Origin of the sequence: Crinalium epipsammum PCC 9333, assembly GCF_000317495.1 — a bacterium.
GTDB lineage: Bacteria > Cyanobacteriota > Cyanobacteriia > Cyanobacteriales > PCC-9333 > Crinalium > Crinalium epipsammum.
Window position 1 is genome coordinate 3,373,412 of the sequence record NC_019753.1, and the last position, 25,926, is coordinate 3,399,337.

A 25,926-nucleotide genomic window follows, 5' to 3' on the forward strand; every position below is an offset into this window, starting at 1 on the left:
TCAGGAGTCGCCAAAACCAAAATATGTAGATACAATGCGTAATTACTGTAATCAAAGGTGAGGTAATTATATATAATACCACCTAAAAATAGCCCAGCAGGTACATGATCCAAAGACTATGTTCAATTACGATTAAGATATGTCAAATGTGATTTTCAAAGATTACTGTTACTAAAGACATCAACTTTTAATTCGTCAATAGCTAAAGAATTACTAAAGCTGTCTTAAGTTTAGTTTTTTTGATAAAGTCACTCAAACTCACCTTAACCAACTAGAAACTCGGAACAAATCCACAGCGTCTTTCTAGTTAAAGCAATGCGATACGCTATGGTTTAGCTCACGCCTTATAAGAATTGCCTGCTGTTAACTAACTCTTTTTTATAGGTATTTAATCATGCTTCAAGATACTCAAACTATTCGCCACTACCAACAGCTTACCGATTCCCTTGTCGAAATGTGGAATCGGGGTTATCGCTTTGATGATCTCAGGCTGTATTTGGATGGCTATTTAGCTGCTCTCCGCAATACTAAAGTTGTTGAGGCATATCAAGTACACCGCCTAGAGGAAGAAGCTACTAGGTATCTATACGATACATCCAATTTTAATATGCTACAGACTGAGCGAGAAACTGACTATTATTAAATATTTTTTGAAGAACGTGAACTCATCTGCAAACAAATTACATTCAATTTGCTTTAGTTAAAAAATCCCCTAATAAATTCTAAATATCTAGAATTTATCAGGGGATTATGATTTATCATTACTAAGTTTTAGGAAGCAAGGGCAACTTCTACCATTTGCTGCAATTCGCCCTTTTGATATAGCTCAATCAACACATCGGAGCCGCCCAAAAATTGACCATCAATGTAAACTTGAGGAATTGTTGGCCAGTTGGAATATTCTTTAATCCCTTGGCGTATTTCGTAGTCTTCTAGAATATCAATAGTTTGGTAAGGTACGCCTAGCGTATTTAGAATCTGAACTACATTATTAGAAAAACCACATTGGGGCATCAGTTTGTTGCCCTTCATAAAAACCAAAATTTTGTTTTCTTTAACTAAATTGTCAATCCGCTCTTTCAGTTCTGGGGTCATATTTATGTTTGCAACTTTGTGCTGTGTGGTATATCTCTAGTTTAATCAAGCTTAAGATCGTTGTGGCTTAAGCAGACTGACGTGCTGATTCCCACGTTTGCGGAGTGTAAGTTTTGAGGGCTAAGGCATGAATTGCTTCGCTAGCCATTGCTTCTCCTACTGCCGCATATACTAACTGATGCTGTTGTACAAGTGTCTTGCCTTCAAACAACGTAGAAACTACAATTGCTTGGTAATGATCGCCGCCACCAGTCAAGTCTTGAACCTGGATATGGGCATCTGGCAATTGTGCCTTGATCATCGCCTCAACCTGATCTGGAGTAACCATTGATATTCCTACTCACAATCTATTTCAAATCAATTTTTAAATGTAATCTATTTCTTAGGTGTTGTGGGTGTTGTCTGCGGCGTGGGTGTTGTGGGTGTTATTTGCGGTGTAGGTGTTCTAGGTGTTGTAGGTGGCGTAGGCTGACTGCCAACAGCACCGGAAAAGGGAGCATCTACAAAACCAACCTCAAATAATTGCTGGTAAGCTTTTTTACCTAAATCTCGTGTGGGGTTTTGGCTGCGAATAACTTGAATTAACAAGGGTACAGCCAGTTCTGATTGATTTTGCGCTCTATGTACCAGCGCCAATTGATAAGTTGCCTGATCGCGCATATCAGCAGCCTCAACCGCTTTACGTCGTTGACTATCAGCAATTCGGTTATCAATTGCAGAAAAACTTGTATTTAGCTGTTGATAGAAATTAGACAACTGGTTGAAAACCTGACGTGCGTCTTGGAGTTTCTTGACAGCTACGGCATAGTTTCGAGAAGAGGCAGCATTAAGCGCTTCTGTCATTAAACGCTTTCCTCCCTGCTGGCTGAGGATACTATTATTCTGAGTCAAGGGGCGCAGATTATTAGGATCACTCAAATCAGGTTGGGTTGGTTCAGCATCTACTGCTTGCCCTGGATTTGGATTTTGGGCTTGTGCTGGTGGTAGCAGCGTTAGTGTAAATGAGAGTGGAAGGGCAACAATATAGGTACTAAGGCGAGAAATACTTGCAAAATTCACCATAGAGGCACGCTTAAGCGGGTGAGGAGAAACAAAACAAATTTTAACTTTGTGTATCTTAACATTACGAGACTTCAGGAAATTGAAGCCATGAGATTTTTTGCACTTATTTAGGTAAGCTGAGTTCGTAGTAATGAGTAAAGTCCTTGAAATCTTTTGATATTTGGGACATCGTTACTACAAACTTATGGAAATATAGCTGTTTGACTGTTTAGTTAAGACTCACGCAGCTATGAGAAAGTTCCCAAAATAAAATTAGCAAAGCTGGGGTGTAGGGGTAAAAGCTATTTAATAACTAGATTTTAGCTAATAAGTGTTTTATTGGCGGCTTGAGTTTTAAAAATCTTCAAATGTAATTTTTGTAAATAGGAGTTATTTAGATGAACGATGCCGCAAATCAGCCTAATTATGCTCAAAAAAATCCTATATTTTCGGGTGTATCTGAGGAAAATATCGGTAATATTTTGCAGCGTGGTGGAGAGGAATTAGGGCTGTTAAAGGTGAGCGATCGCTTTACTATCCGCCCAACTAACCCAGAAGCATCAGATCAGTTTGCAACAACGCTACCTGCTGAATTATCCCTTGAAATTCCCAAAGTACAGCTAGAAGAATTTATCGTTGCACCAGGTCAGCGTGATGAAGTGATGCAGACGGCAAGGGAATCAGATCAAGTTGCTTTTGCTAGTCATGTATATCAGTTTGAAAATCATCCAGAAACCTTGGTTTATCTCACGGATCAGCTAACAATTCAATTTGCTGATGGGGTAAACGAGCAAGAAATCAGTGCGATCGCACAATCTTATGGCTTAAACCGACTACAACCAGTTATTGGTATCCCCAACACTTATGTATTTCAAGTTACCAAGCTTGCTCAAGAAAATCCGGTAAAAATTGCTAATCGTTTGATGAAACTTTCAGAAGTTTTGTTAGCTGAACCTAATATAGTAGTACCACAAGAAAAACACTACCGACCTAAAGATTCTTTATATCCTCAGCAATGGTATCTCTACAATAGTGGTGGTAAGCAACAGTTAGTTGCTGGCGCTCATATTGATATTGAAAAAGCTTGGGATATTACTCGCGGTGTACGTTCTATCGTTGTAGCTGTGGCGGATGACGGCTTTGATCTGAGTCATCCAGATTTTCAAGGGCAAGGAAAGATTATTGCTCCCAGAGATTTACAAGACAAAGATTTGTTACCTTTACCCACAGCAGAAGAAGAAAATCACGGTACTGCTTGTGCAGGAGTTGCGATCGCAGAAGAAAACAATTCTGGTATCGTCGGTGTTGCCCCAGGCTGCGGTTTTATGCCCATTCGCACCACTGGTTATTTAGATGACAACTCTGTTGAGCAAGTTTTTGACTGGGCAATTAATAAAGGTGCTGCTGTCGTTTCCTGTAGTTGGGGAGCCGCTTCGATATATTTTCCCCTTTCCTTACGCCAAAGAGCCGCACTCACCCGCGCCACTACTACTGGACGAAATGGTAAAGGTTGTGTAATAGTCTTTGCTGCGGGTAATGCTAATCGTCCACTGAGCGGTACTGTAAATGAGCGTGGCTGGTCGGATAATTTTTTGCGAGGGACTACCCAGTGGTTAAGCGGTTTTACTGTTCATCCCGACGTAATCACGGTTTCTGCCTGCACCAGTCTTAACAAAAAATCAGCCTATAGTAACTGGGGAACTAACATATCTGTATGTGCGCCCAGCAATAATGCACCACCAGGAATGTGGTTTGAACAAAAAGGCTATCTTTATACTGCTCCTCCAGTCCAATCCTCACTACCTGGATTAGGTATTTTAACCACTGATCGCGTCAGCTTAGCTGGGTATGAAACCAGTAATTTTACTGCTGATTTCGGCGGTACTTCTAGCGCGGCTCCTGTTGTGGCTGGAGTTGCGGCGCTAGTTTTATCGGCTAATCCTAATTTAACGGCTCTTGAAGTTAAGCGCATTCTTCAAGAAACTGCTGATAAAATTGTCGATCGCAATGCTGATGCTCAACTCGGTTTACAACTGGGTACTTATGACGTTAACGGTTATTCTCAATGGTTTGGCTACGGTAAAGTAAATGCTTTTAAAGCTGTGCAAGCTGCGGGTGAGCGTTTACAACAACCAAAAGTTTCCCAATATCTTCAAGTACGCAATGACAACAGTGTTGCTATTCCTGAATATAATCTCCAAGGGGTTACCAGTAGTATTCAAATTAGCGAAGCTTACGCGCCGCAAGGCGGTCGCAATCCCCTACGAGATATTAAAATCAGCCTTAACATTGAACACAGTTTTTTAGGCGATATAGAAATTAATTTAAAAACCCCTACAGGTCAAACAATACTATTACAAAATCGCACACTCGGCGCTGCGACTCAACTACAAGCCACCTATTCCCTACAAACTACACCCACACTTAAACAACTGCTTAATCAACCTGTTATAGGTATTTGGCAGTTATGGATTGTAGATTATGCCCAAATTGATACTGGAATCCTCAAAAGTTGGCAGTTAAACTTAGGCATTTAACAGTTATCATTTGACAGCTAATTGCTAATTGTTTACTGCCAAAGTTCGCGTTCAACTCCAAATTTACTTAAGTGTTGTAAGCCTTGAGAATCTAGTTTTCCTTGGCTACTATCTTCACTGCTATCTGCTACACAAGCTCCAGAGCATACGCCCAGAAAACGGAATAACATCAACCAGTACCAATTAAAATGAATATTGCAGCTACTTGGCTCAATGCTTATGCCTTGATTAGCTATACCTAGTTGGTCATAATTAGATATAAAGCTTACTCTATTAGCCATAGTAAACACCCTGCGTTAATCTCAGTAGATTGTAAATTGCTAGTACACCAAAAGCACAACATGGTTTAGACAACATAATAATCTCCGATACCAATAGTTAATTTTAGGTTGAGTACAACCCTAAAAAGCTATTAATTTGGAAAACTACTTTGATTACCAAATTTGATGCTAATACTATACAGGAAAATTTTTTAAAATAGTGTCTCCTTTATTACAAAAACAAACATATGTCATAAATCTTAAACTTAATCTTGGAAAATCTGTTACAAAATTTTTTGATTACTAAGTAACACTGCTATCTGCATAATGTACAGCTATATAACTATAGATTTACAGGGCTGTTTATTAGCCATTGTTAATTGTTGATTGTTTCAAGCTGTTTGATAACAGTTTCTAAATCAGCAGTCAATTTTTTAGCATTTGTTCTAGCTGATTCACTGCTATAGTCAGCCGCTTCTAAAGGGGAAGCAATATTAACTTTGACCGTACCCCGCCACTTAGGAAATGGATGGCTGTAATTAATACTAATCGGTACAATTTTAATCCCCAACCCTGGCTGCATTGATTCTACTTGGAGAGCAATTCGAGCCAAACCGCGCTTTAATGGGTGAACTTGATTATCTCTAAAAATATTACCTTCTGGGAAAATAACCAGCATTTCTTTGTTGAGTAGCAATTCAACCCCATGACGAAAACTGCCAATTCCTGGTTGCTCTGTATCAATAGGAAACCCGCCCAATCTGCGGACAAACCAACCCTGTAACCCTTTCATTTCATTAGCAGAAACCATAAACCGTAAATCACGACCTGTAACATAAGGACCAGTGGCATAAGGTACAACAAAAGCATCCCAACGAGCGCGATGGGTAGGTGCAAGGATAACTGCACCTTCTGTAGGTAAATTTTCTTGTCCAGTAACTTCTATCCGACTAAAGTAAAATGGCAGTATACCGTAACGCGCCACAGGATAGGCTATAGATTTTAACCAGCTTGCAACACGGGAAGTAACGGAGCCTTCTTTGGTAGAAGTTGATGTTTGTGTAGTTGGTTCAGAAGAAAGCTGCATCATGTCACCTCACGTTTTTTACTGCGTCCTAGTATTTACTGTAGATTTTCTGACCTCTTTTTAGTTTTACTATAAGGACACTTTAAGAGTTGTCATAAGGAGCGTGGTGACAAGCAGAGGGGCAGAGAGAGAGAAAATATGCTTAACCGATAGGTAACCACACTGAGAATTAAGCATCATTGTTAATTGTTAATTGATTGAACGGTGTTGGGTAAACCAAGCTTGTAGTTGTTGGCGACAGGGAGATTCTAAAATACCAGCTAATACTGATAGGCGATGGTTAGAGCAAGCACTATCAGGAATATTAGCCACAGTCCGAATTGCGCCAGTTTTAGGGTCATTTGCGCCATAAACTAGCAATTTTAACCGCGCTAGGACGATCGCACCTGCACACATTGGGCAAGGTTCTAAGGTAACGTAAAGAGTGCATTGGTTAAGATGCCAGTCGCCTAAAACTTTGCCAGCAGTTCGGATCGCTAAGATTTCAGCGTGTGCTGTCGGATCGCGATCGCGCTCTTTACGATTAGCAGCTTCAGCAATTAAGTTACCAGCATCGTCAACAATAACTGCTCCTACAGGCACTTCACCAGCATCACCAGCAGCTTGAGCTAGTGCCAAAGCTTTTTCCATCCATTTGCGATGTACTAAATACTCAGGCTCCTCAATCGGCGGTGGGGGAATTTTTACCAAAATATACCCTTACGATGTTGCCGATTGTGCTAATAATGAATCCAATTGAACTTGTTTATCCAAGGCGTAAATATCATCACATCCGCCTATGTGTTGATTATTAATAAAAATTTGTGGTAGTGTCCGCTTACCATTAGCACGTTCAGCCATTTGATTTCTGGCTGCTTCGTCCCCATCAATTTTATATTCTTGATAGTTAACACCTTTCCACCACAGCAACATCTTTGCCCGAATACAGAAAGGGCAGGTTTGCCAAGTGTAAATTTCTACATTAGCTTTAACTTGTTCTGGGTGACGACCTAAAATAGGGTTAAGAAATTCAAGCATTGTTCAGATGTAAAATATGTGAACTTCCTCTAGCCTATATCATTTAGGACTTACGCCTTTTATAGCAGTCAGTAACGTTTATAGTAGGGGCGGGTTGACAGAATAAGATTTTATCAAGATTCTTTGGCAAAGATTGATGATATACACCATCTACTAGGGACTTTATTATCTTCTGAACCATATTCTTTTTTAAGGTATATATTCCAGGTAGTGCTTGTAGGTACTTTACTTTCATTTAAATGATTAATCTTCACTTCACTGTCTACACTCGAATTTCCATAAGGATTAATTTTTATAAGCTGCCAATCCTTACTTTTATCCATGTTTTTTATATAATCTTTTGAATCAGTACACCAAAATTCATCTCCTTTTTTTTCTTGAGCCATACTAGCTTTAAAATACATTCCTAAAAAGTTGGTAATCTCTGTATTTAAAATTGACGACTCATCTAAATTAGATATATTGGCAATATTCTCCTTAGAATCTCCTTTGACAGTAAATATTTCTCTGCCAGCAAAAAACAAAGTAGCAAAAACAAACAAAACGAAAATAACACCAGCTATTACCAAATTCTCAGTCTGCATGAAAATATGAGAGTTGCTGAAGAGTTTTAAGGGTTTTTTAGGTTTTGGGGGTGCAACATTTTCTGGTTGAATATTCTCTTGTTGAGGTTTAAAATTATTTTCCTGCTCAACAAAATTATTTCTCAGATCAGGCTCGGATAATTTAAAATCATCTCGCCAAGCTGGGGCTTTATTACCTGGGGCTTTTCCCCATACAACTACACGATGAATTTCTTCAGGATTTAACGCGGTTATGCCTTTGCGGACAAAATTAACAATAAATGAATGAGAAGGCGGTTGTGTAGAGTCTGGATCAACTGATTCTGCGATCACCATTAAACAGTTGTTGGCAATACTAACTTTGGCTTTCAGCCCTTTAGGCTGCAACTGGCTATTCATCAGGGTTGCGATCGCTTTGGCATCACCCTGCTTGGCAAGTTCTAGAAGATTCTGTTGGGTCATAACTGGCAGAGGTGAAAATTTTAGAACATCATTTAATTATTTAATGCTTGCTGAAAAAGAACAATACAACTATCTTTAACAGAATTTATCGTGCGATCGCTTCAGAGTAGGCGATCGCCTCCTGGTAGTAAATGCTCAGATGAGGCTACTAGCGCACCGCAGATAACTATCTTATAACTAATCAATACTACTAGCCTTCAAAACTTAAGATATCAAATCATGGCATACTGCGGTCGTACTTTTTTTTGCGATCGCTTACGCATTTTTGAGCAAAGTTTGGTATAATCGTATTCTGTGCATACGGCGGCATAGCCAAGTGGTAAGGCAGAGGTCTGCAAAACCTCCACTCCCCAGTTCAAATCTGGGTGCCGCCTTTAATCAGTTTAATTTCCATCAAATTTCGATTGTCGAAGTGCGTAGGCGCAGCCCGTCGCAGACATCGCGTATGAAGACAACATTAAACCAGTAATTCCGTGTGCGATTTTAGCAATAAGCTGTAGTACGAGCGTCTCGCTCGCTAGAAAGCTAAAATTTTAAGGCTTCTTAGCTGATGAAAGGCTAATATCCCGACTTTGTGGAGAAGTCGGGAATTTTGTTATTGTATGTGATTTCTACTCGGAAATTCCTAGTAAACTACCATCACCAGCAACTACTTCACCAATATTATAGGCAGCAATATTTTGTGAATTAAACCAACTAATAGTTTGCTCTGCCTCTGCTGGTGGTACAAGTAAAACAAAACCAATGCCCATATTGAAAGTATTAAACATTGCCGTCAAATTAACATTGCCCGCCTCAGCTAACCAGTTAAAAATCGGCGGAATAGTCCAACTGTTAGGGTTAATCTTAATAGATTGATTTTTCCCTAAACAGCGTGGCAGATTTTCTGGTAAACCACCGCCAGTAATATGAGCCATACCATGAATATCAATACCAGAGCGTCTGGCTTCTAATACTGGCTTGACATAAATGCGCGTCGGGGTCAAAAAAACTTCAGCTAAACTTTGACCCTCTAAAACGGATGGTGTGTCGTTCCAGTTAAAATTCCCGTCGCTCACAATTTTTCGCACTAAACTAAAGCCGTTACTGTGAAGACCTTGACTTGCTAGTGCGATCGCCACATCACCCAATTCTACTTGCGAACCATCTACAATTTGGCTTTTTTCTACAATCCCTACACAAAAACCAGCTAAATCATACTCTCCCTGCTGGTAAAAACCAGGCATTTCTGCCGTTTCCCCACCAATTAGCGCACATCCCGACTGACGACAACCTTCAGCAATTCCAGCAACAACTTCAGTTAACTGCTCAGGATTCAGTTTACCAGTAGCTAAATAATCTAGAAAAAATAGTGGTTCTGCCCCAGATGTCAAGACATCATTGACACACATAGCCACTAAATCAATGCCCACAGTATTATGGCGGTTAAGCTCATGAGCAATTTTCAGCTTAGTACCTACGCCATCAGTCCCAGAAACCAGCACAGGTTCTTTATAACCTGTCGGGAGTTGGAAAAAACCACTAAAACCGCCTAATCCACCCAAAACTTCAGAGCGGTGTGTGCTTTGCACCAAACTGCGGATTTGGTCTACAAAAGAGCGACCCGCCTCAACATCAACCCCTGCATCTTTATAATCCATCTTGAACAATTAACAATTAACAATTAACAATTATCAATGACCGATGACCGATGACCAATAACTAATGACTGACTTGAATTTTAAGTTAATTTCCTGAAATTGCTCATCTGTGCTGAAAAAATTCGTGCTAGTCTGTTTCGTGTTCATGGTACACCCATGAACACGGAATGACTATGAGTTGAATGCTGAACAAGGCTTAGACTTAATTTCGAGTGCAAATTTCTGAAAACTGCTGATGAATCAAAAATTTCTTTATATCGTAGCTGCCATATTAGCCACCTTTTTGGGTACTGCAACACCTAGCCAAGCTCAATCACAGCTTTTCAAAAGTTCTAACAGCAAATCATCTCAATCAATTTCCGCTACAGCGAATGAATCTATTATTCAAATAGTTCCCCATGAATTTTCCGGTTATCAAGCTGCAACTCTCTACTTACGCGAAACTCCATTGTTAATGTTTCTCGGTTCCCGCCCTATTGATGAAGTTGCTTTAGCGAGTCAACAAAGATTAGAGCAAACAGATCCTCAAGATGATCCAATTTGGAGAGCGCAGCAAGTTGCAGCCAAGCTAAGTCAGCTAAGTAGGAACAATCTTAACAAAAGTGCGATCGCAGTCATATTAGACCCAACTTGCAACTGCTACACCATTAAAGTCAATAGTCAAGCTTTAGTACAAATTAACGGTAGCGCCAGATTACCAAATACAACTAACAATCTTGCTGAAGATGCGTTGGAAATAGCCAGTCAACTCCGACGCTTACTGACTGATACCACCGTAGTAGAAATTCCCGTCCATACACCACCACAGCCATCTCAAGCTGCTGTAGGCTCAGTTATTCGTTCTCAAATTCAAGGAATTGCCTCTTGGTATGGCCCTGGATTTCATGGAAGGCGTAGTGCAAATGGTGAAAGATATAACCAGAATGCCCTGACAGCAGCCCATCGCAGCTTACCATTTGGAACCCAAGTGCAGGTGACAAACTTAAATAATAATCGTTCAGTAATAGTACGAATTAATGATCGTGGCCCTTTTATTAGAGGTCGGGTTATTGATCTATCTGCCGCCGCAGCCAGAACAATCGGAATAACCCAAACTGGCGTAGCACCAGTGCGTATAGATGTCTTAGACCTACAACAAACAACTGCAAGTAACAATTAACACCAAAAAAGATTGATAATGGTCATTGGTCATTGGTCATCGGTCATTGGTCATGGGTAATTGTTAATTGTTAATTGATAATGCGTTTGTTTACGACAACTGCTGGAATTAGATGCTACTTAAAACAGCATCGACAAGGGTTAGAAGTTGGCTTAGTTCCTACTATGGGAGCTTTGCACGCTGGTCATTTAAGCCTAATAAAGCAAGCGAAAACCCAAAATAAAATTGTGATTGTCAGCATTTTTGTCAATCCACTTCAGTTTGCGCCCACAGAGGATTTCCAGCAATACCCGCGTCAACTAGAGCAAGATAGGCAACTTTGTGAAAAAGTTGGAGTAGATGCAATTGTTGCTCCTACAGCCGCAGAAATGGGAATAATTAGTACAACTGACTCAGAACTTACCCAGGTTGTACCACCACCATCAATGACATCTGTTTTATGTGGTAGATCGCGTATTGGTCACTTTCAGGGTGTTGCTACCATAGTGACGAAGTTGTTAAATTTAATTCAGCCTGAGCGAGCTTATTTTGGTGAAAAGGATGCCCAGCAGTTGGCAATTATCCAGCGTTTGGTAGAGGATCTAAAATTGCCAGTGCAGATTGTTCCTTGTCCAATTGTCCGAGAGTCCTTTGGACTAGCTTATAGTTCTCGCAATCAATATTTAACTCCTGAGCAAAAAGAACAGGCGCAAGTGTTGTATCGAGGTTTAGCAAAAGCCAAGAATTTGTTTAGTTTAGGTGAACGCGATCGCACTCCACTAATTAATATAGTTAAGCAGGAAATATCTACAGTCCCAGCTTTTCAGGTGGAATATTTAGAATTGGTTGAGCCAAGAACTTTAATACCTTTAGAGCAAGTTGCAGAAACGGGACTACTCGCGATCGCAGCTAAAATTGATTCAACTCGCTTAATTGACAATATAATCTTACGAAACCGTCAACCGATTGTAGCAATTGATGGCCCTGCTGGTGCTGGAAAATCTACAGTTACTCGTGTAGTTGCTCAACAGCTAGGACTGCTGTATTTAGATACTGGGGCAATGTATCGTGCTGTAACGTGGTTAGTTTTACAATCAGGAATTGCTCTAGATGACGAAAGTGCGATCGCAGAATTAGTTAGCCAATGTCAAATTAAATTTGTGGAAAATCAACAAAATGAATCAAGTCCCCAGATTTTGATCAATGATTATGATGTTACTCAAGCCATTCGCTCAATGGAAGTGACAGCGCAAGTATCTGCGATCGCAGCTTTGCATTCTGTTCGTACTGAACTCGTCAGACAACAGCAAAATATCGGCAAAAAAGGCGGTATCGTTGCTGAAGGTCGAGATATTGGTACTAACGTTTTTCCCGATGCTGAATTAAAAATATTCTTAACGGCTTCTGTTCAAGAAAGAGCGCGTCGGCGACTACTAGAGTTGCAAAAGCAAGGTCAGGAAAATGTCACTTTAGAGCAACTAGAAAACTTGATTCAAGAACGCGACATGAGCGACAGTAATCGCACTTTCGCGCCCCTACGCAAAGCTATTGATGCCGTCGAGATTCAAACAGATAACTTAAGTATTGTAGAAGTTACTAATCAAATTATAAGTTTGTATAAACAACAATTAACAACTAACAATCACAAATAAACAGAATTTTATGCCACAACTATAGGAGAAACGAATTGACGTAATCTTGCACTTCTTCACTTACTTTTTGGGAATATTGTTAACAGTTAAGGAATAATTAACTTGGGAAAGCGTTATATGTTTTTTAAAGTAGGCAAGAGATTCAGCGATTGGGGATTAGCTCTTGCGGTTACTTCTGTTGGTGTACTTGGTCTCCTCATTTTATACTGGCAGCTATCTAATGATCGGGCAGTGACCACACAAGACCAGCTAAATATCTCCCAGCAAAAAAACCGTAAATATAACTTACCTGACAAAGATATTATTTCCCAAAGTAGCGATCGCAGTAATAAACAGCAACCTAGTGCAATTGTTAAGCAATCAATTAAACCAACTGATCAAAGTTTAAGCAAGGTGATTGGACAATGGGAGCAAACAGCTAAAACAGAAATTTTTAATGTTTTAATTCCAGCGAAGTTTCAAGGGCAAGTTCTTAAACAAGTAAAACTGGGTAGTAAAGAAAAAGCGATCGCTCTTACATTTGATGATGGTCCTTGGCCGCGCAGCACCTTAAAAATATTAGAAATTCTGAAAAAAGATAATATTAAAGCAACATTCTTTATGGTTGGGATACCCCTGAAAGAATATCCTCAGATTGCCCAACAAGTCGTACTAGATGGTCATGCTGTTGCTAATCATACTTGGAGCCATCGTTATCGTCGCATGAGTCCTGCGGATGCTGCTCGTGAAATTGAGGATACAGAGGCACTAATTTACAAAGTTACAGGATTAAAACCCGCAATATTTCGTCCGCCTGGTGGTGTAATGAACAACGGAGTAGTTGACTATGCTAAAAAGCATAAATACTTTGTAGCAATGTGGTCGTCAGACTCGAACGACTATAGCCGTCCATCTGTACCAAGGTTAGTCAGAAATGTAATGAAGGATGCGAAACCAGGTGGTATGGTGTTGATGCACGATGGCGGAGGCGATCGCGCTCATACAATTAAAGCATTACCCATAATTATTTCTCAACTGAAAAAGCGCGGTTATAAATTTGTCACCGTACCAGAATTGCTAGATTTACAAGAACAGGAACAACAGGTACTAGCTAAAAAATCTACTGATACTCCAACGCCGAATTCTTCTACATCTTTAAACACAAATAAATAGAAAGGTCATCAACTCAAGTGCAAAAATTAAAAAATGGGTGACTTTAGCCACCCACTAATTAATCATCCATTTAATTCATAGCCACTACGCTTTCACAGCAACCAACTCATCAGCAACATCAGCATTAGCTTCCGGCGAATCAGCCTCAGAAGGTGGTACAACCTGCCAGAACTTCGGCAAATATTCCGCCCAATTATCCAAAATCATCTTAGCTTTCTCACTACCCGAATGTTCTGCATGAGTAGCAATTAATTCTTTTAATTGTTGTTCACCAACTGGTGCTGTTACTCGTTGAATCTTGACAATTTCTGGGTTAACTTTCGCGGCAAAACTATCATCTTCATCTAAGAAGTAAGCCAAACCGCCTGTCATTCCAGCGCCAACGTTGCGACCAACATGACCAAGAACAACAATCACACCACCTGTCATATACTCACAGCAATGGTCGCCAGCACCTTCAATTACGGCTTGACCTTTAGAGTTACGCACAGCAAATCGCTCACCTGCTTTACCATTAGCAAACAACGTGCCGCCAGTAGCCCCATACAAGCAAGTATTGCCAACAATTACCTGATCTGATGCCTGATAAGTAGCGTCTGCGGGTGGTTTAATAATAATCTCGCCACCGTGCATCCCCTTACCTACATAATCATTAGCTTCACCCTCTAAGTTAAGGGTCATTCCAGGTAAATTAAATGCGCCAAAACTTTGACCAGCACTTCCTGTGAAATTGAGGATAATTTGCCCTTCAAAGCCACTATTACCATGCACAGATGCGATCGCACCAGCCACTCTCGCACCCACACTGCGATCCGTATTCACGATCGCAACTGTCTTAGCAACACTACCATGTTCGCGGATTGCAGCTTGAATTTGTGGATCGTTTAATATTTGGTCATCCAAAACCGCACCATTGCTGTGTACAGTTTCATGGTTCAACCAAGAGCGATCGCCCCGTGTATCTGGTAACTTAGTAATACAATCCAAATTTAAAGATTGAGTCTTAGCCAGTTGCTTGTCTTCACGTACCGTTAATAAGTCAGCACGACCAACAATTTCATTTAATGAACGATATCCCAGATGCGCTAACAAACTCCGCACTTCTTCCGCAACAAAATAGAAGAAATTAACAACGTTTTCTGGAATACCACTAAACCGCTTCCGCAAATCTTCCCGTTGAGAAGCTATACCTACAGGGCAATTATTCGTATGGCAAATCCGCGCCATAATACAGCCTTCAGCAATCATCGCGATCGAACCGAACCCGAACTCCTCAGCACCCATTAAAGCGCCTATAAGGACATCCCAGCCACTCTTAAGACCACCATCAACCCGTAGGATAACGCGATCGCGCAAGTTATTTTCCATCAATACTCGATGCACCTCAGTTAACCCTAATTCCCAGGGTGAACCTGCGTGTTTAATCGAACTTAAGGGAGATGCGCCAGTCCCGCCATCGTGACCGGAAACTTGGATAATATCCGCATTAGCCTTAGCAACACCCGCAGCAATTGTACCAATGCCAACTTCCGCCACCAACTTCACCGACACCTGCGCCTTCGGGTTAATTTGGTGCAAGTCATAAATCAGTTGCGCTAAATCTTCAATCGAATAAATATCGTGGTGCGGTGGAGGTGAAATTAATGTCACCCCTGGCTTAGAACGGCGTAGCATCGCAATATAGGGGCTAACCTTCTTCCCAGGTAACTGACCGCCTTCTCCTGGCTTCGCGCCTTGAGCCATTTTAATCTCAATTTGTTTAGCACTCATCAAGTATTCTGGCGTGACACCAAAACGACCTGATGCTACTTGCTTAATTGCACTAGAAGCAGTATCGCCATTTCGCAGCCCTTTCAAGTGAGGTAAAGTTGCAGAATTACCATTCTCATCAACATCATCCAACACCTTAAAGCGAACTGGATCTTCCCCACCTTCCCCAGAATTAGATCTACCACCAATTCGGTTCATCGCGATCGCTAATACCTCATGCGCCTCCCGTGATAGCGCACCTAAAGACATCCCACCAGTACAGAATCGCTTCACAATATCCGCAACCGATTCTACTTCCTCAAGTGGTACAGCAGAGCGATCGCTCTTAAAATCCAACAAATCTCGCAGCGCTGTAACTGGACGACCTGCCAAATGTTGCTTATAAACCTCATAGTGGTCATATTCAGACTTCGCCACCGCCTTATGCAATGCTTTCGCCAGTTCAGGGCTATTCATGTGATACTCGCCACCAGGACGGTACTGCACAAAGCCCAAGTTTTCCAACTTCTTAATATTGATTTCAGGGAAAGCACGTTGATGAACTGAAATCACCTCAGTAGCTAAATCCTCTAAACTTAAGCCACCCAAGCGCGAAGCCGTACCTTGAAAGCCCAAAGCTAACAAATCTCCACCAATACCAATCGCCTCAAAAATTTGCGCCGCTTGGTAAGAAGATAATAGAGAAATTCCCATCTTTGAGAGGATTTTTAACAAACCTTCCTCTACAGCTTTGCGGTAATTAGCCTGAGCATTTTCTACCGTCAAAGCAGGAATCTTACCCCGTTCCATCATCGCCTGAGTCTTAGAATCAGACCACCAATGGCGCACACTTTCCAGTGCTAAATATGGACAAACCGCAGACGCACCATAGCCAATTAAACAAGCAAAATGGTGAGTACTCCAGCATTGAGCAGTATCCACAACTAAAGAAGCCTTGCAGCGTAATCCTTGCTTAATCAAGTGGTGGTGAACAGCACCCACTGCGAGTAATGGCGGAATATAGCTTAATTCAGCATTTATAGCATCTACGCGATCGCTCAGAATCAAAACTTTCTTCCCAGCATTTACCGCCTCAACCGCTTCCTGACACAAACGACTTACTGCTGCTTCTAACCCCTTCGGACCTTGTGCTATTTCAAACAACGTAGACAAATACGCCGTCTCAAAACCCAACTCCTGAATCTTGGCTAACTCCCCATCATTCAGAACAGGCGTTTCCAACTTCAGCAACCGCGCGTACTCAGGCTTTGCTTCCAGCAAATTACCACGTTCACCCAACTCCATACTCAAAGACATCACCAACTTTTCCCGCAACGGGTCAATCGGTGGATTAGTCACCTGAGCAAAACGCTGTTTGAAGTAGTCATATAAAATATGGGGCTTTTCCGACAACACCGCCAAAGGAATATCATCACCCATACAGAAAGTTGGTTCCTTACCTTGAACCGCCATTTCCTGAATAATCATATCCACATCTTCAGACGTATAGCCAAAAGCACTTTGTTGGCGCAGTAAACTTACCGTATCCAACTGTTTAGCATCAGGAAAAAGTTGATTTTCTAGATTTTGGCGATACTCTTGCAGCCAAGCGCCATAAGGATTTCCGTTAGCTACACGCTGCTTAATTTCCCAATTCTTCAAAACTTCATGGCTTTCCAAGTCCACAGCAATCATTTGCCCTGGTCCCAACCTGCCCTTTTCCAAAATCTCAGATTCCGGCAAATCCACCACACCAGCTTCCGAACCTACTACCACATAACCATCTTTAGTAATGCAATAACGCGCAGGTCGCAAACCATTACGGTCAAGACTCGCCCCTACCTTCTTCCCATCACTAAACACCAGTAAAGCGGGACCATCCCAAGCCTCTTGAATACCGCTATAGTATTCATAAAAATCCACAATTTCGGGATGATTTACTAAATCCGGCTGATTCTTATAAGCTTCTGGAACCATAATCATGATTGATTCCAGTGGGCTACGTCCAGAACGCACCAGTAACTCAAATACATTATCTAGCGTCGCTGAATCACTATTATCAGGATTCAAAATTGGCTTCAATTGATTTAACCGACCATCCCAAGAAGGATGATCTAAATCAGCCTCCCGTGCCATCATCCAGTTAATATTGCCCAACAGTGTATTAATCTCACCGTTATGTCCCAACAAACGCATCGGTTGAGCTAAGGGCCACTTCGGCAGCGTATTTGTACTAAAACGACGGTGATATATCCCAAATGCACTCTGATAAGCGGGATTTTTTAAATCTGTATAAAAATCTCCCAGCACTACAGAACGCACCATGCCCTTATAAATAATAGTGCGATTAGAAAACGAGCAAATATAGAAATCGTCAGACCGCTTAAAATTGAGATTTTTTTCCGCCTCTAACGCTTTGCTAATGCGACAACGCACCGCATACAAATGTCGCTCTAGTTCATCACCTGTTTTATCAGGGGAAACCACCAATAGCTGTTCAATTTTCGGCTGATTTTCTAGCGCTTGGACACCCAAAATTTCTGGCTTTACTGGTACTTCTCGCCAACCAAGCAACTGTAAATTTTCAGAAGCCAAAACTTCCTCAACAATGCGCCGAGTAGTACTTTGAAGAGAAGCATCTGGAGGTGAAAACACCATTCCTACCCCGATTTTATCGGTTGCAGGCATACTCAAATTTTTCTGCTCAAACCATTGACTCAACAATTCCCAAGGAATAGCCGTCATCAACCCCGCGCCATCCCCAGAATCTTGGTCAGCACTACAACCGCCTCGGTGTTCCATACACGACAAAGCCGACAAAGCCTGTTCAATCAGCTTATGCGTAGCCACACCCGCACAAGAAGCAATAAAGCCAACGCCGCAAGCATCCCTCTCCTCCACCAGCCATCGTTGACCACCATAAGGTGCTTCGCTCTGATTTAATAGATTCTGTTGTGTATTATTGTTCAGACTCCCGTTATTCATTGATTTGTCCCTGTGATTTGGTAAAAATTTACTGGTTGTAAGGTTGTTTACTCTGCCGCGGCTTGACAAATAGCTTCGACAAGCTCACTTATTTATTGGATAAGCGTTAACCATTAGACATTTGAGCAAAAATCAGTTATTACATCTGTGTTTATCTGTGTGCATCTGTGGTTAATTATCTAAAATTTGACTAAGGCTACGAGGTTTATTCTGTAATTAATTCCTTAATCTCCTAGCCTACTTTTCATCAATGACAGACAATTTTAGGCGATAGAAATCTTTCAAAAAAAACTTAAGCTTTACCAGTCGATATACTCTGAGACTGGCGCTTTAAATTTAACTACTGCTCGGATAACTAGATCTGACATAGACGCGGGCGCATTCCTAAGTCTAAATACTTTAACAATTTTTTTAGAGAGACAAAAATCAGCCCTAGCAACCACTAATTTTGGTAACAAGAGCCTTGACACTCTCCCGTCAAGCTAACGCTGTCTTGGGGTATCTTCTTGCAAAAGACAGATAACTAAAGATGGTACTTTAAAGAAAGTCTGAAAATCCCCAGTCAAATTTTGATATTCTGTCAGAGTAACAGAACAGCAATAAGCAATATTATAAGAAAGATTTAAATCTGGCAATCCCTAAATTTTTACTTTTCCCTCTGGAACTTGTATTTAAAAAAGCTGTCTTAGGTCTGTAATATCTGATCGGGATATCAACCCTAAAACCCAAGGAATAATCTTGATCATATCGGTACTAAATACCAGTATATACGATAAAAGTCAAGCTCCTTACTAAATTTTAGTTACTCTTACTTCAATTATCAAGGCATAAATGACAAATTGGCGCACATAAAGTCATCATTTATTGATATTTTGGTACTTAGTTGGATAATTGAGTTATTTCTACAGACTACGACATAAATTAAAATTTCTAGTAGATGATGGTAAAAATGATTTTTAAGACGAAAACGAGTTGCGGTCAAGTTAGAATTAAATCATTAAGCTACTTAAAAAAGCTTTCTCTCAATTACTTCAGTTTAACATTGCTTTTCTTAGCAAGCGCACAAGTTGGTCAAACACAACAAGTATCCGAAAATCTTTCTTCAAATGTTGCTTTATCGTCCTCAATCACTAGCAATTCACCAACATTAAATCCTCAACAGCTTGCCGCAACATTACCGCAATTAGTAAAACAAGGAACTCAGATTTCCTTGAACGGTAGAACATTACCCATCGCTTGGAGTCAATGGAAGAGTGGTAAATCAACTCGGACAGGTATCAGCGATACAGGGTTGATGCAAGCAACGGGAGTGGAATTGTTAAATACTAATAATTCTAATAAACAGCCTGTAGTGTGGTTTTCTAAATCCCAAAAGCCATTATCGCTAGATGCTAAATTAGTGGGTAGCTATCGCTATCTAGATATTACCAATTTTAGCAAAACTGCTGGCTGGCAACTTCAAATTGAGAACAATATCCTCAAAATTTCCTCACCGTCTGCCAGTATCAAAAATATTCAACAAGAAAGCCAACCATTGCAGACAAAAGACGGTATATCAATATCTCCACAGCGTATTATTGTTGAATTAGATAAACCGACTCCTTGGCAAGTTAGCCAAAATCGTAATGAAGGAATAATTACGATTGAAGGAATAGCTGAACCAGAACTGATACAGCGTTATACTCCTCCTGTTGTAACCCCTCCAACTCAAAACCCAACTTTACCTGATGAAGGCTCAGGAAATAATTTAAACTTAAATCCTGTGCCTGTGTTACCTTTTCCCCCGACATCTATCCCTGTACCAACGCCTCAACCACAAGATACCTCCCAAATCAAACTTGAAAGCTCTCAAAACCAAACTACAATTAAAGTAAACGTTCCTACTGGTTGGCGTTTACGCGCCTCAACTATATCTAACCCGAATCGCTTAGTAATAGATATTGCACCAGATGCGCTTGTAGAGCGAAATATTCTGTGGTCACCAGGAGTGCGTTGGCAACAAAAGTTAGTAAATCTTGGAGCAGACCGTTTTCCGATAGTATGGCTAGAAGTTGACCCAAAACAACGCGGGTTAACCCTTAAACCAATTTGGAGTAATTCCAATACTTTAGTTGGTACTGCTCCATTGTTAAAAATAGCGCCATTATCGCAAGCATCTGCGGCAGTTAATGCTGGCTTTTTTAATCGTAAGCAATTAGTACCTTTAGGGGCAATCCGTCAAGATAACCGATGGGTATCTAGCCCAATTTTAAATCGGGGTGCGATCGCATGGAACAATAACGGCAATATTAAAATAGGTCGTCTCACCCTTGATGAAACCATAACTACATCCACAGGCGAAAATCTCCCCATATTTGGTCTTAACAGTGGCTACGTCCAAGCTGGAATTGCCCGTTACACTCCTACATGGGGAACCACCTACACCCCCCTAACAGATAATGAAATACTTGTAGTTGTTCAAAACAACCAAGTCGCCAATTTAGTTATGGGAGGAAAATCTGGTCAAACTCCATTTCCCATACCATCTGACGGATACTTGCTGACAATCAGAGCAAAACCAGAATTAGCTGATGTATTTACAGTCGATAAGGTTCTCCGCATCAACAGTAGTACGAACCCAGTGGAATTTAGTCAATACTCTAATGTAGTAGGAGCAGGTCCAGTATTAATTCAAAATCGCCAAATTGTTCTAGATGCCAAAGCAGAAAAATTCAGCGATGCCTTTATAGCTGAAGCAGCAATTCGGACTGCGATCGCTACTACACCATCTGGTAAAATCATCATAGCTGCTGTTCATAACCGTGCAGGGGGTGCTGGTCCCACCCTGGCAGAATTTGCCCAACTCATGCAACAAATGGGAGTTGTAGATGCCCTCAACCTCGACGGTGGTAGCTCTACCAGCCTTTATTTAGGGGGACAACTAATTAATCGCTCTCCTGCTACCGCAGCCCGTGTTCACAACGGCATTGGTATCTTCTTGAATACTCCCTAGTACACCATATTCTGCAAAATCATTAGTAAAGAATCTTATAAATAGCTCCACTTTAAAAAAGATAAAATGCCAATCTCCCCCTCCCCTTATTAAGGGGAGGGGGTTGGGGGTGGGGTATTGCCTTTAACTCGCGTTGACCTACTTATCAACCCCAACCCTAATTTCAAGTTTTGCAAACATAGCTAACACCTACCACAGATAATTTGCTATGTTTGGCTAAGGTTATTATTCCTCATAATTTTTTATAGCGCCATAGTAACCTTTAGTTAATAATATTTACACGCTCAATTATTTAATTTTTATTGAATAAAATGACTCAAACCAAAAAAATTGATCAAGTATCGGAAAAATTATTACCTACATCAATTCCAAGTAACGTAGTTGCTGCTACAGAACTAAGACCTTGGGGTTCTTTCACGATTTTAGAAGAAGGAAATGGCTATAAAATTAAGCGAATTGAAGTCAAGCCTGGACATCGCCTCAGTCTGCAAATGCACCACCATAGAAGTGAACACTGGATTGTAGTTTGTGGAACAGCAAAAGTTACTTGTGGCGATCAAGAATTAGTTCTCAGTAACAATCAGTCTACTTACGTTCCTCAATGCACAACTCACCGTCTAGAAAATCCAGGCGTAATTCCTTTAGTTTTGATTGAAGTGCAAAACGGGGAATATTTGGGAGAAGATGATATTGTACGTTTTCAAGATGATTACTCTCGTAACAATTAACAATTAACAATTAACAATTAATCCCTAAATAAAGTTTTGGCTAGAGATAATTAAGGATTATTTTGATTTTCCATAACGCATATTGCTTATAAAAGCATAATTCGCACGCTATCATAGGTAATCGCGCTTAGGAGTATGAGTTGATAGTTAAACTTGAGATAGCTGATGATTAATTTGAGTAAAGCTGCCATTAGTGAAATTCAAAGAATGCGATCGCACCAAAAAAAATCCGATGCTAAATTGCGTGTAGGCATCCAAACAGGTGGTTGTGCAGACTTTTTTTATACCCTTGAATTTGATCAAATAGTCAACGCTGACGACAGCCTATATGACTGTAACGGAATTTCAGTCTTAATAGACACCCAGAGCATCAGATACCTTACTGGAGTAACAATAGATTATTCTGAAGATCTCATGGGAGGTGGTTTTCGCTTCCACAACCCAAACGCACAAGAAAGCTGTGGCTGTGGCAACTCATTTAAGGCAAGCACAGACTAGGAAAGTTTAAAGCCATCTAGATTCTAAAAATTGACACTCATCCTCAAAATTCGATATAGTTAGAATTTGTCAACAGTTGGAATATCTTGGAGCTGTCCATAATTTAACCCATGCCCACCATTCAACAGCTCATTCGTAACGCTCGCGAAACTACGAAAGCAAAAACCAAGTCACCCGCGTTAAAACAATGTCCGCAGCGTCGTGGTGTCTGTACAAGGGTTTATACTACCACCCCTAAAAAACCAAACTCAGCCTTGCGTAAAGTAGCAAGGGTGCGCTTAACCTCTGGTTTTGAAGTTACAGCTTATATTCCAGGAATTGGTCATAACCTGCAAGAACACTCCGTTGTAATGATTCGGGGTGGACGGGTTAAAGATTTACCTGGTGTGCGATATCACATTATTCGGGGAACCTTAGACACATCGGGTGTGAAGGATCGCCGTCAAGGTCGTTCTAAATATGGTGCCAAGCGCCCCAAATAAGCTGTAAGTTAGTTGGTAAATTGCCAATCACAGCAACTGTGGCGCTTATACAGATTAAATAGCTGGTTGATCCAGTTAAGCAAATGTTGGCATCCAAGTCAGCAGAAAGGATGCCTGCATAATGCCCTGATAATTTTTGTGTGTTCTTAAAGGCTTATTATGTCTCGTCGCAAGCTAGTTCAAAAACGTCCTGTTCCCCCAGATTCGCAGTATAACAGTCGCCTTGTTAGCATGATAATAAGACGAATTATGCGTAGTGGCAAGAAATCTATTGCTACTGGGATCATTTACGACGCATTAAAAACAATTGAAGAACGGACAGGCAACGATCCGTTAGAAACTTTTGAAAAAGCAGTTCGCAACGCCACACCTCTAGTGGAAGTTAAAGGTCGTCGTGTTGGTGGTGCTACATATCAAGTGCCTATGGAAGTTAGCTCTAACCGAGGAACTACCCTAGCAATGCGTTGGCTGATTAATTTTGCGCGTCAACGTCCTGGTCGTAGCATGGCTTCTAGGTTGGCAAATGAATTGATGGATGCCGCCAATGAAACAGGCAACGCTATTCGTAAGCGTGAAGAAACTCACCGGATGGCAGAAGCCAATAAGGCATTTGCTCATTATCGGTACTAAGAACCAGCCTGGTTTGAACACCCACTAGATTTTTAAAGAAAGTATACAATCTTAACAGAGAGTAATACGACTAAGATCCGGTAAGATCCGGCGGCAGAGACGAAGGAGGTAGCTGTGCCACGTACCATCCCGTTTGAAAAAGTACGCAACATCGGGATTGCAGCCCACATTGATGCGGGTAAAACAACAACTACAGAACGTATTCTGTTTTATTCGGGACTCGTTCACAAAATTGGCGAAGTTCATGAAGGTACTACTGTAACCGATTGGATGGAGCAAGAGCGGGAGCGGGGCATTACCATCACTGCCGCTGCAATTAGCACCAATTGGAAAGAGCATCACATCAACATCATTGATACCCCTGGACACGTTGACTTTACAATTGAAGTAGAACGTTCCATGCGGGTTCTGGACGGTGTGATTGCCGTATTCTGCTCAGTTGGAGGTGTTCAACCTCAATCTGAGACTGTCTGGCGACAAGCTGACAGGTATAAAGTGCCTCGGATTGTCTTCGTCAATAAAATGGATCGGACTGGAGCAAACTTCTATAAAGTTTATAACCAGATCTGTGAACGTATGAGAGCTAATGCAGTTCCCCTACAGATTCCTATTGGCAGCGAAAGCGACTTTATAGGGATTGTGGATTTAGTGCGGATGCGTGCCTATTTCTTCAAGGACGATCAAGGCAAAGAAGTTGAAGAAGCAGACATTCCCGCAGATCTTCAGGAGATAGCCGAAGAGTACCGTGTTAAGCTCGTTGAGGCTGTTGCAGAAACAGATGATGCTCTTACCGAGAAGTACCTGGAAGGTGAAGAATTAACTGAAGATGAAATTAGGGTAGCTCTGCGTAAAGGCACAATTGACGGCACAATTGTACCGATGCTCTGTGGGTCTGCCTTTAAAAATAAGGGCGTTCAGCTATTGCTGGATGCAGTAATTGATTACTTACCATCACCCATAGATAAACCGCCAATTCAAGGAATTCTGCCCAACGGAGATACAGTTTTACGTCACCCTAGCGATGAGGAGCCGCTTTCCGCTCTCGCTTTCAAAATCATGGCAGACCCTTATGGACGTTTGACCTTTGTTAGGGTCTACTCTGGTGTTCTCAAAAAAGGCAGTTATGTCCTCAATTCAGCTAAGGGTAAGAAGGAACGGGTATCACGCCTAATTATTTTGAAAGCTGATGACCGGATTGAAGTTGATGAACTGCGGGCGGGAGATTTAGGCGCGGCTTTAGGACTGAAAGATACCTTTACAGGGGATACAATTTCTGAAGAAGGTCATCCTGTAATTCTGGAGTCTCTGTTCATTCCTGAGCCAGTGATCTCAGTGGCAGTTGAACCAAAAACAAAACAAGACATGGAGAAGCTCTCCAAGGCACTCCAATCCTTGTCAGAAGAAGACCCTACTTTCCGAGTTAGCATTGATCCTGAAACTAACCAAACCGTGATCGCAGGGATGGGTGAACTTCATCTAGAAATTCTAGTAGATCGGATGCTGCGAGAATTTAAGGTGGAAGCTAATGTTGGCGCTCCCCAAGTTGCTTACCGAGAAACAATTCGCAAAGCCGTCAAGGTTGAAGGTAAGTTTATTCGCCAAAGCGGTGGTAAAGGTCAGTATGGTCATGTCGTGATTGAAGCGGAACCAGGAGAGCCTGGTAGCGGCTTTGAATTTGTCTCCAAAATTGTTGGGGGTGCAATTCCTAAAGAATACATCCCGGCGGTTGAGCAGGGTATCAAAGAAAGCTGTGAATCTGGTATTCTGGCTGGTTATCCTGTGATTGATGTCAAAGCCAAACTTGTTGACGGATCTTACCACGATGTAGACTCTTCAGAAATGGCATTTAAAATTGCTGGATCAATGGCAATTAAGGATGCTGTGATGAAGGCTTCACCTGTGCTATTAGAGCCTATGATGAAAGTTGAGGTAGAAGTTCCTGAAAATTTCCTTGGAGATGTGATAGGCGACCTCAACTCTCGCCGAGGTCACATAGAAGGTATGGATTCTGATCAAGGAATTGCCAAAGTTACTTCTAAAGTACCTCTGGCACAAATGTTTGGTTATGCCACCGACATTAGGTCTAATACCCAAGGTCGGGGTATATTCTCAATGGAGTTTAGCCACTATGAAGAGGTACCTCGTAATGTGGCTGAAACCATTATTGCCAAGAGCAAAGGGAACGCATAAATAGCCGCTCAAAATTAAGCTATTAGCT

21 protein-coding genes and 1 tRNA gene are annotated in these 25,926 nt (G+C 41.2%); 12 read left to right on the forward strand and 10 right to left on the reverse strand.

From position 1 onward, the window contains the following. The first annotated feature begins 394 nt into the window (after positions 1-394). Positions 395-643, forward strand: coding sequence for a DUF6761 family protein (locus CRI9333_RS14680; RefSeq protein ID WP_015203948.1), 249 nt, complete (start codon positions 395-397; stop codon positions 641-643). Positions 644-771: 128 nt separating this feature from the next. Here CRI9333_RS14680 and grxD read toward each other — a convergent pair whose 3' ends face one another. The 3 genes from grxD to CRI9333_RS14695 all read right to left on the reverse strand — a co-directional run bounded on the left by grxD (position 772) and on the right by CRI9333_RS14695 (position 2,157). Further along, a complete protein-coding gene (grxD, locus tag CRI9333_RS14685) occupies positions 772-1,095 on the reverse strand; it encodes a Grx4 family monothiol glutaredoxin (RefSeq protein ID WP_015203949.1) in 324 nt (107 codons plus the stop codon). A 67-nt stretch (positions 1,096-1,162) separates the two neighbouring features. After that, a complete protein-coding gene (locus CRI9333_RS14690; RefSeq protein ID WP_015203950.1) occupies positions 1,163-1,423 on the reverse strand; it encodes a BolA family protein in 261 nt (86 codons plus the stop codon). A 47-nt stretch (positions 1,424-1,470) separates the two neighbouring features. Then, positions 1,471-2,157 (reverse strand): hypothetical protein, encoded by a 687-nt coding sequence (locus CRI9333_RS14695; RefSeq protein ID WP_015203951.1) that lies wholly within the window; start codon positions 2,155-2,157, stop codon positions 1,471-1,473. A gap of 377 nt (positions 2,158-2,534) precedes the next feature. On the opposite strand from CRI9333_RS14695, the gene CRI9333_RS14700 reads away from it, so the two are divergent. After that, positions 2,535-4,673 (forward strand): S8 family serine peptidase, encoded by a 2,139-nt coding sequence (locus tag CRI9333_RS14700; RefSeq protein WP_015203952.1) that lies wholly within the window; start codon positions 2,535-2,537, stop codon positions 4,671-4,673. Between the two features lie 32 nt (positions 4,674-4,705). On the opposite strand, the gene CRI9333_RS14705 is transcribed toward CRI9333_RS14700, so the two are convergent. The 5 genes from CRI9333_RS14705 to CRI9333_RS25025 all read right to left on the reverse strand — a co-directional run bounded on the left by CRI9333_RS14705 (position 4,706) and on the right by CRI9333_RS25025 (position 8,062). After that, positions 4,706-4,954: a hypothetical protein gene (locus CRI9333_RS14705; RefSeq protein WP_015203953.1), complete on the reverse strand. Its 249-nt coding sequence runs from the start codon at positions 4,952-4,954 to the stop codon at positions 4,706-4,708. Positions 4,955-5,309: 355 nt separating this feature from the next. After that, entirely contained in the window at positions 5,310-6,020 is a 711-nt protein-coding gene (locus tag CRI9333_RS14710) for a lysophospholipid acyltransferase family protein (RefSeq protein WP_015203954.1), read from the reverse strand. A gap of 189 nt (positions 6,021-6,209) precedes the next feature. Continuing rightward, positions 6,210-6,710, reverse strand: coding sequence for a tRNA adenosine(34) deaminase TadA (gene tadA / locus CRI9333_RS14715; protein ID WP_015203955.1), 501 nt, complete (start codon positions 6,708-6,710; stop codon positions 6,210-6,212). A gap of 9 nt (positions 6,711-6,719) precedes the next feature. Further along, complete coding sequence (gene grxC / locus CRI9333_RS14720; protein WP_015203956.1) at positions 6,720-7,037, reverse strand: glutaredoxin 3; 318 nt, start codon at positions 7,035-7,037, stop codon at positions 6,720-6,722. Between the two features lie 113 nt (positions 7,038-7,150). Then, a complete protein-coding gene (locus tag CRI9333_RS25025) occupies positions 7,151-8,062 on the reverse strand; it encodes a hypothetical protein (protein WP_015203957.1) in 912 nt (303 codons plus the stop codon). Between the two features lie 302 nt (positions 8,063-8,364). On the opposite strand from CRI9333_RS25025, the gene CRI9333_RS14730 reads away from it, so the two are divergent. Continuing rightward, positions 8,365-8,436 (forward strand) — tRNA-Cys (locus CRI9333_RS14730). A 237-nt stretch (positions 8,437-8,673) separates the two neighbouring features. Here CRI9333_RS14730 and purM read toward each other — a convergent pair. After that, the gene (gene purM / locus CRI9333_RS14735; RefSeq protein WP_015203958.1) at positions 8,674-9,702 is read right to left on the reverse strand and encodes a phosphoribosylformylglycinamidine cyclo-ligase; all 1,029 of its coding nucleotides are present in this window, start codon (positions 9,700-9,702) and stop codon (positions 8,674-8,676) included. A gap of 235 nt (positions 9,703-9,937) precedes the next feature. Here purM and CRI9333_RS14740 point away from each other — a divergent pair, with 235 nt between their 5' ends. From CRI9333_RS14740 to CRI9333_RS14750, 3 genes are all read left to right on the forward strand, one after another. Next, entirely contained in the window at positions 9,938-10,861 is a 924-nt protein-coding gene (locus tag CRI9333_RS14740) for a septal ring lytic transglycosylase RlpA family protein (protein ID WP_015203959.1), read from the forward strand. A gap of 80 nt (positions 10,862-10,941) precedes the next feature. Then, positions 10,942-12,492, forward strand: a complete 1,551-nt coding sequence (locus tag CRI9333_RS14745) for a bifunctional pantoate--beta-alanine ligase/(d)CMP kinase (RefSeq protein WP_015203960.1) — start codon at positions 10,942-10,944, stop codon at positions 12,490-12,492. Positions 12,493-12,609: 117 nt separating this feature from the next. Next, the gene (locus CRI9333_RS14750; protein ID WP_015203961.1) at positions 12,610-13,644 is read left to right on the forward strand and encodes a polysaccharide deacetylase family protein; all 1,035 of its coding nucleotides are present in this window, start codon (positions 12,610-12,612) and stop codon (positions 13,642-13,644) included. 84 nt (positions 13,645-13,728) lie between these two features. On the opposite strand, the gene gltB is transcribed toward CRI9333_RS14750, so the two are convergent. Beyond that, the gene (gltB, locus tag CRI9333_RS14755; RefSeq protein WP_015203962.1) at positions 13,729-18,378 is read right to left on the reverse strand and encodes a glutamate synthase large subunit; all 4,650 of its coding nucleotides are present in this window, start codon (positions 18,376-18,378) and stop codon (positions 13,729-13,731) included. 940 nt (positions 18,379-19,318) lie between these two features. Between gltB and CRI9333_RS14760 the strand changes: the two genes are divergently transcribed. From CRI9333_RS14760 to fusA, 6 genes are all read left to right on the forward strand, one after another. Then, positions 19,319-21,370, forward strand: a complete 2,052-nt coding sequence (locus CRI9333_RS14760) for a phosphodiester glycosidase family protein (RefSeq protein ID WP_015203963.1) — start codon at positions 19,319-19,321, stop codon at positions 21,368-21,370. 311 nt (positions 21,371-21,681) lie between these two features. Beyond that, entirely contained in the window at positions 21,682-22,098 is a 417-nt protein-coding gene (locus tag CRI9333_RS14765; protein WP_015203964.1) for a phosphomannose isomerase type II C-terminal cupin domain, read from the forward strand. A 165-nt stretch (positions 22,099-22,263) separates the two neighbouring features. Then, the gene (locus CRI9333_RS14770) at positions 22,264-22,596 is read left to right on the forward strand and encodes a HesB/IscA family protein (RefSeq protein ID WP_015203965.1); all 333 of its coding nucleotides are present in this window, start codon (positions 22,264-22,266) and stop codon (positions 22,594-22,596) included. Between the two features lie 110 nt (positions 22,597-22,706). Next, a complete protein-coding gene (rpsL, locus tag CRI9333_RS14775) occupies positions 22,707-23,078 on the forward strand; it encodes a 30S ribosomal protein S12 (RefSeq protein WP_015203966.1) in 372 nt (123 codons plus the stop codon). A 159-nt stretch (positions 23,079-23,237) separates the two neighbouring features. Beyond that, a complete protein-coding gene (gene rpsG / locus CRI9333_RS14780) occupies positions 23,238-23,708 on the forward strand; it encodes a 30S ribosomal protein S7 (protein ID WP_015203967.1) in 471 nt (156 codons plus the stop codon). A gap of 114 nt (positions 23,709-23,822) precedes the next feature. After that, positions 23,823-25,898: an elongation factor G gene (fusA, locus tag CRI9333_RS14785; RefSeq protein WP_015203968.1), complete on the forward strand. Its 2,076-nt coding sequence runs from the start codon at positions 23,823-23,825 to the stop codon at positions 25,896-25,898. The last annotated feature ends 28 nt before the right edge of the window (positions 25,899-25,926 follow it).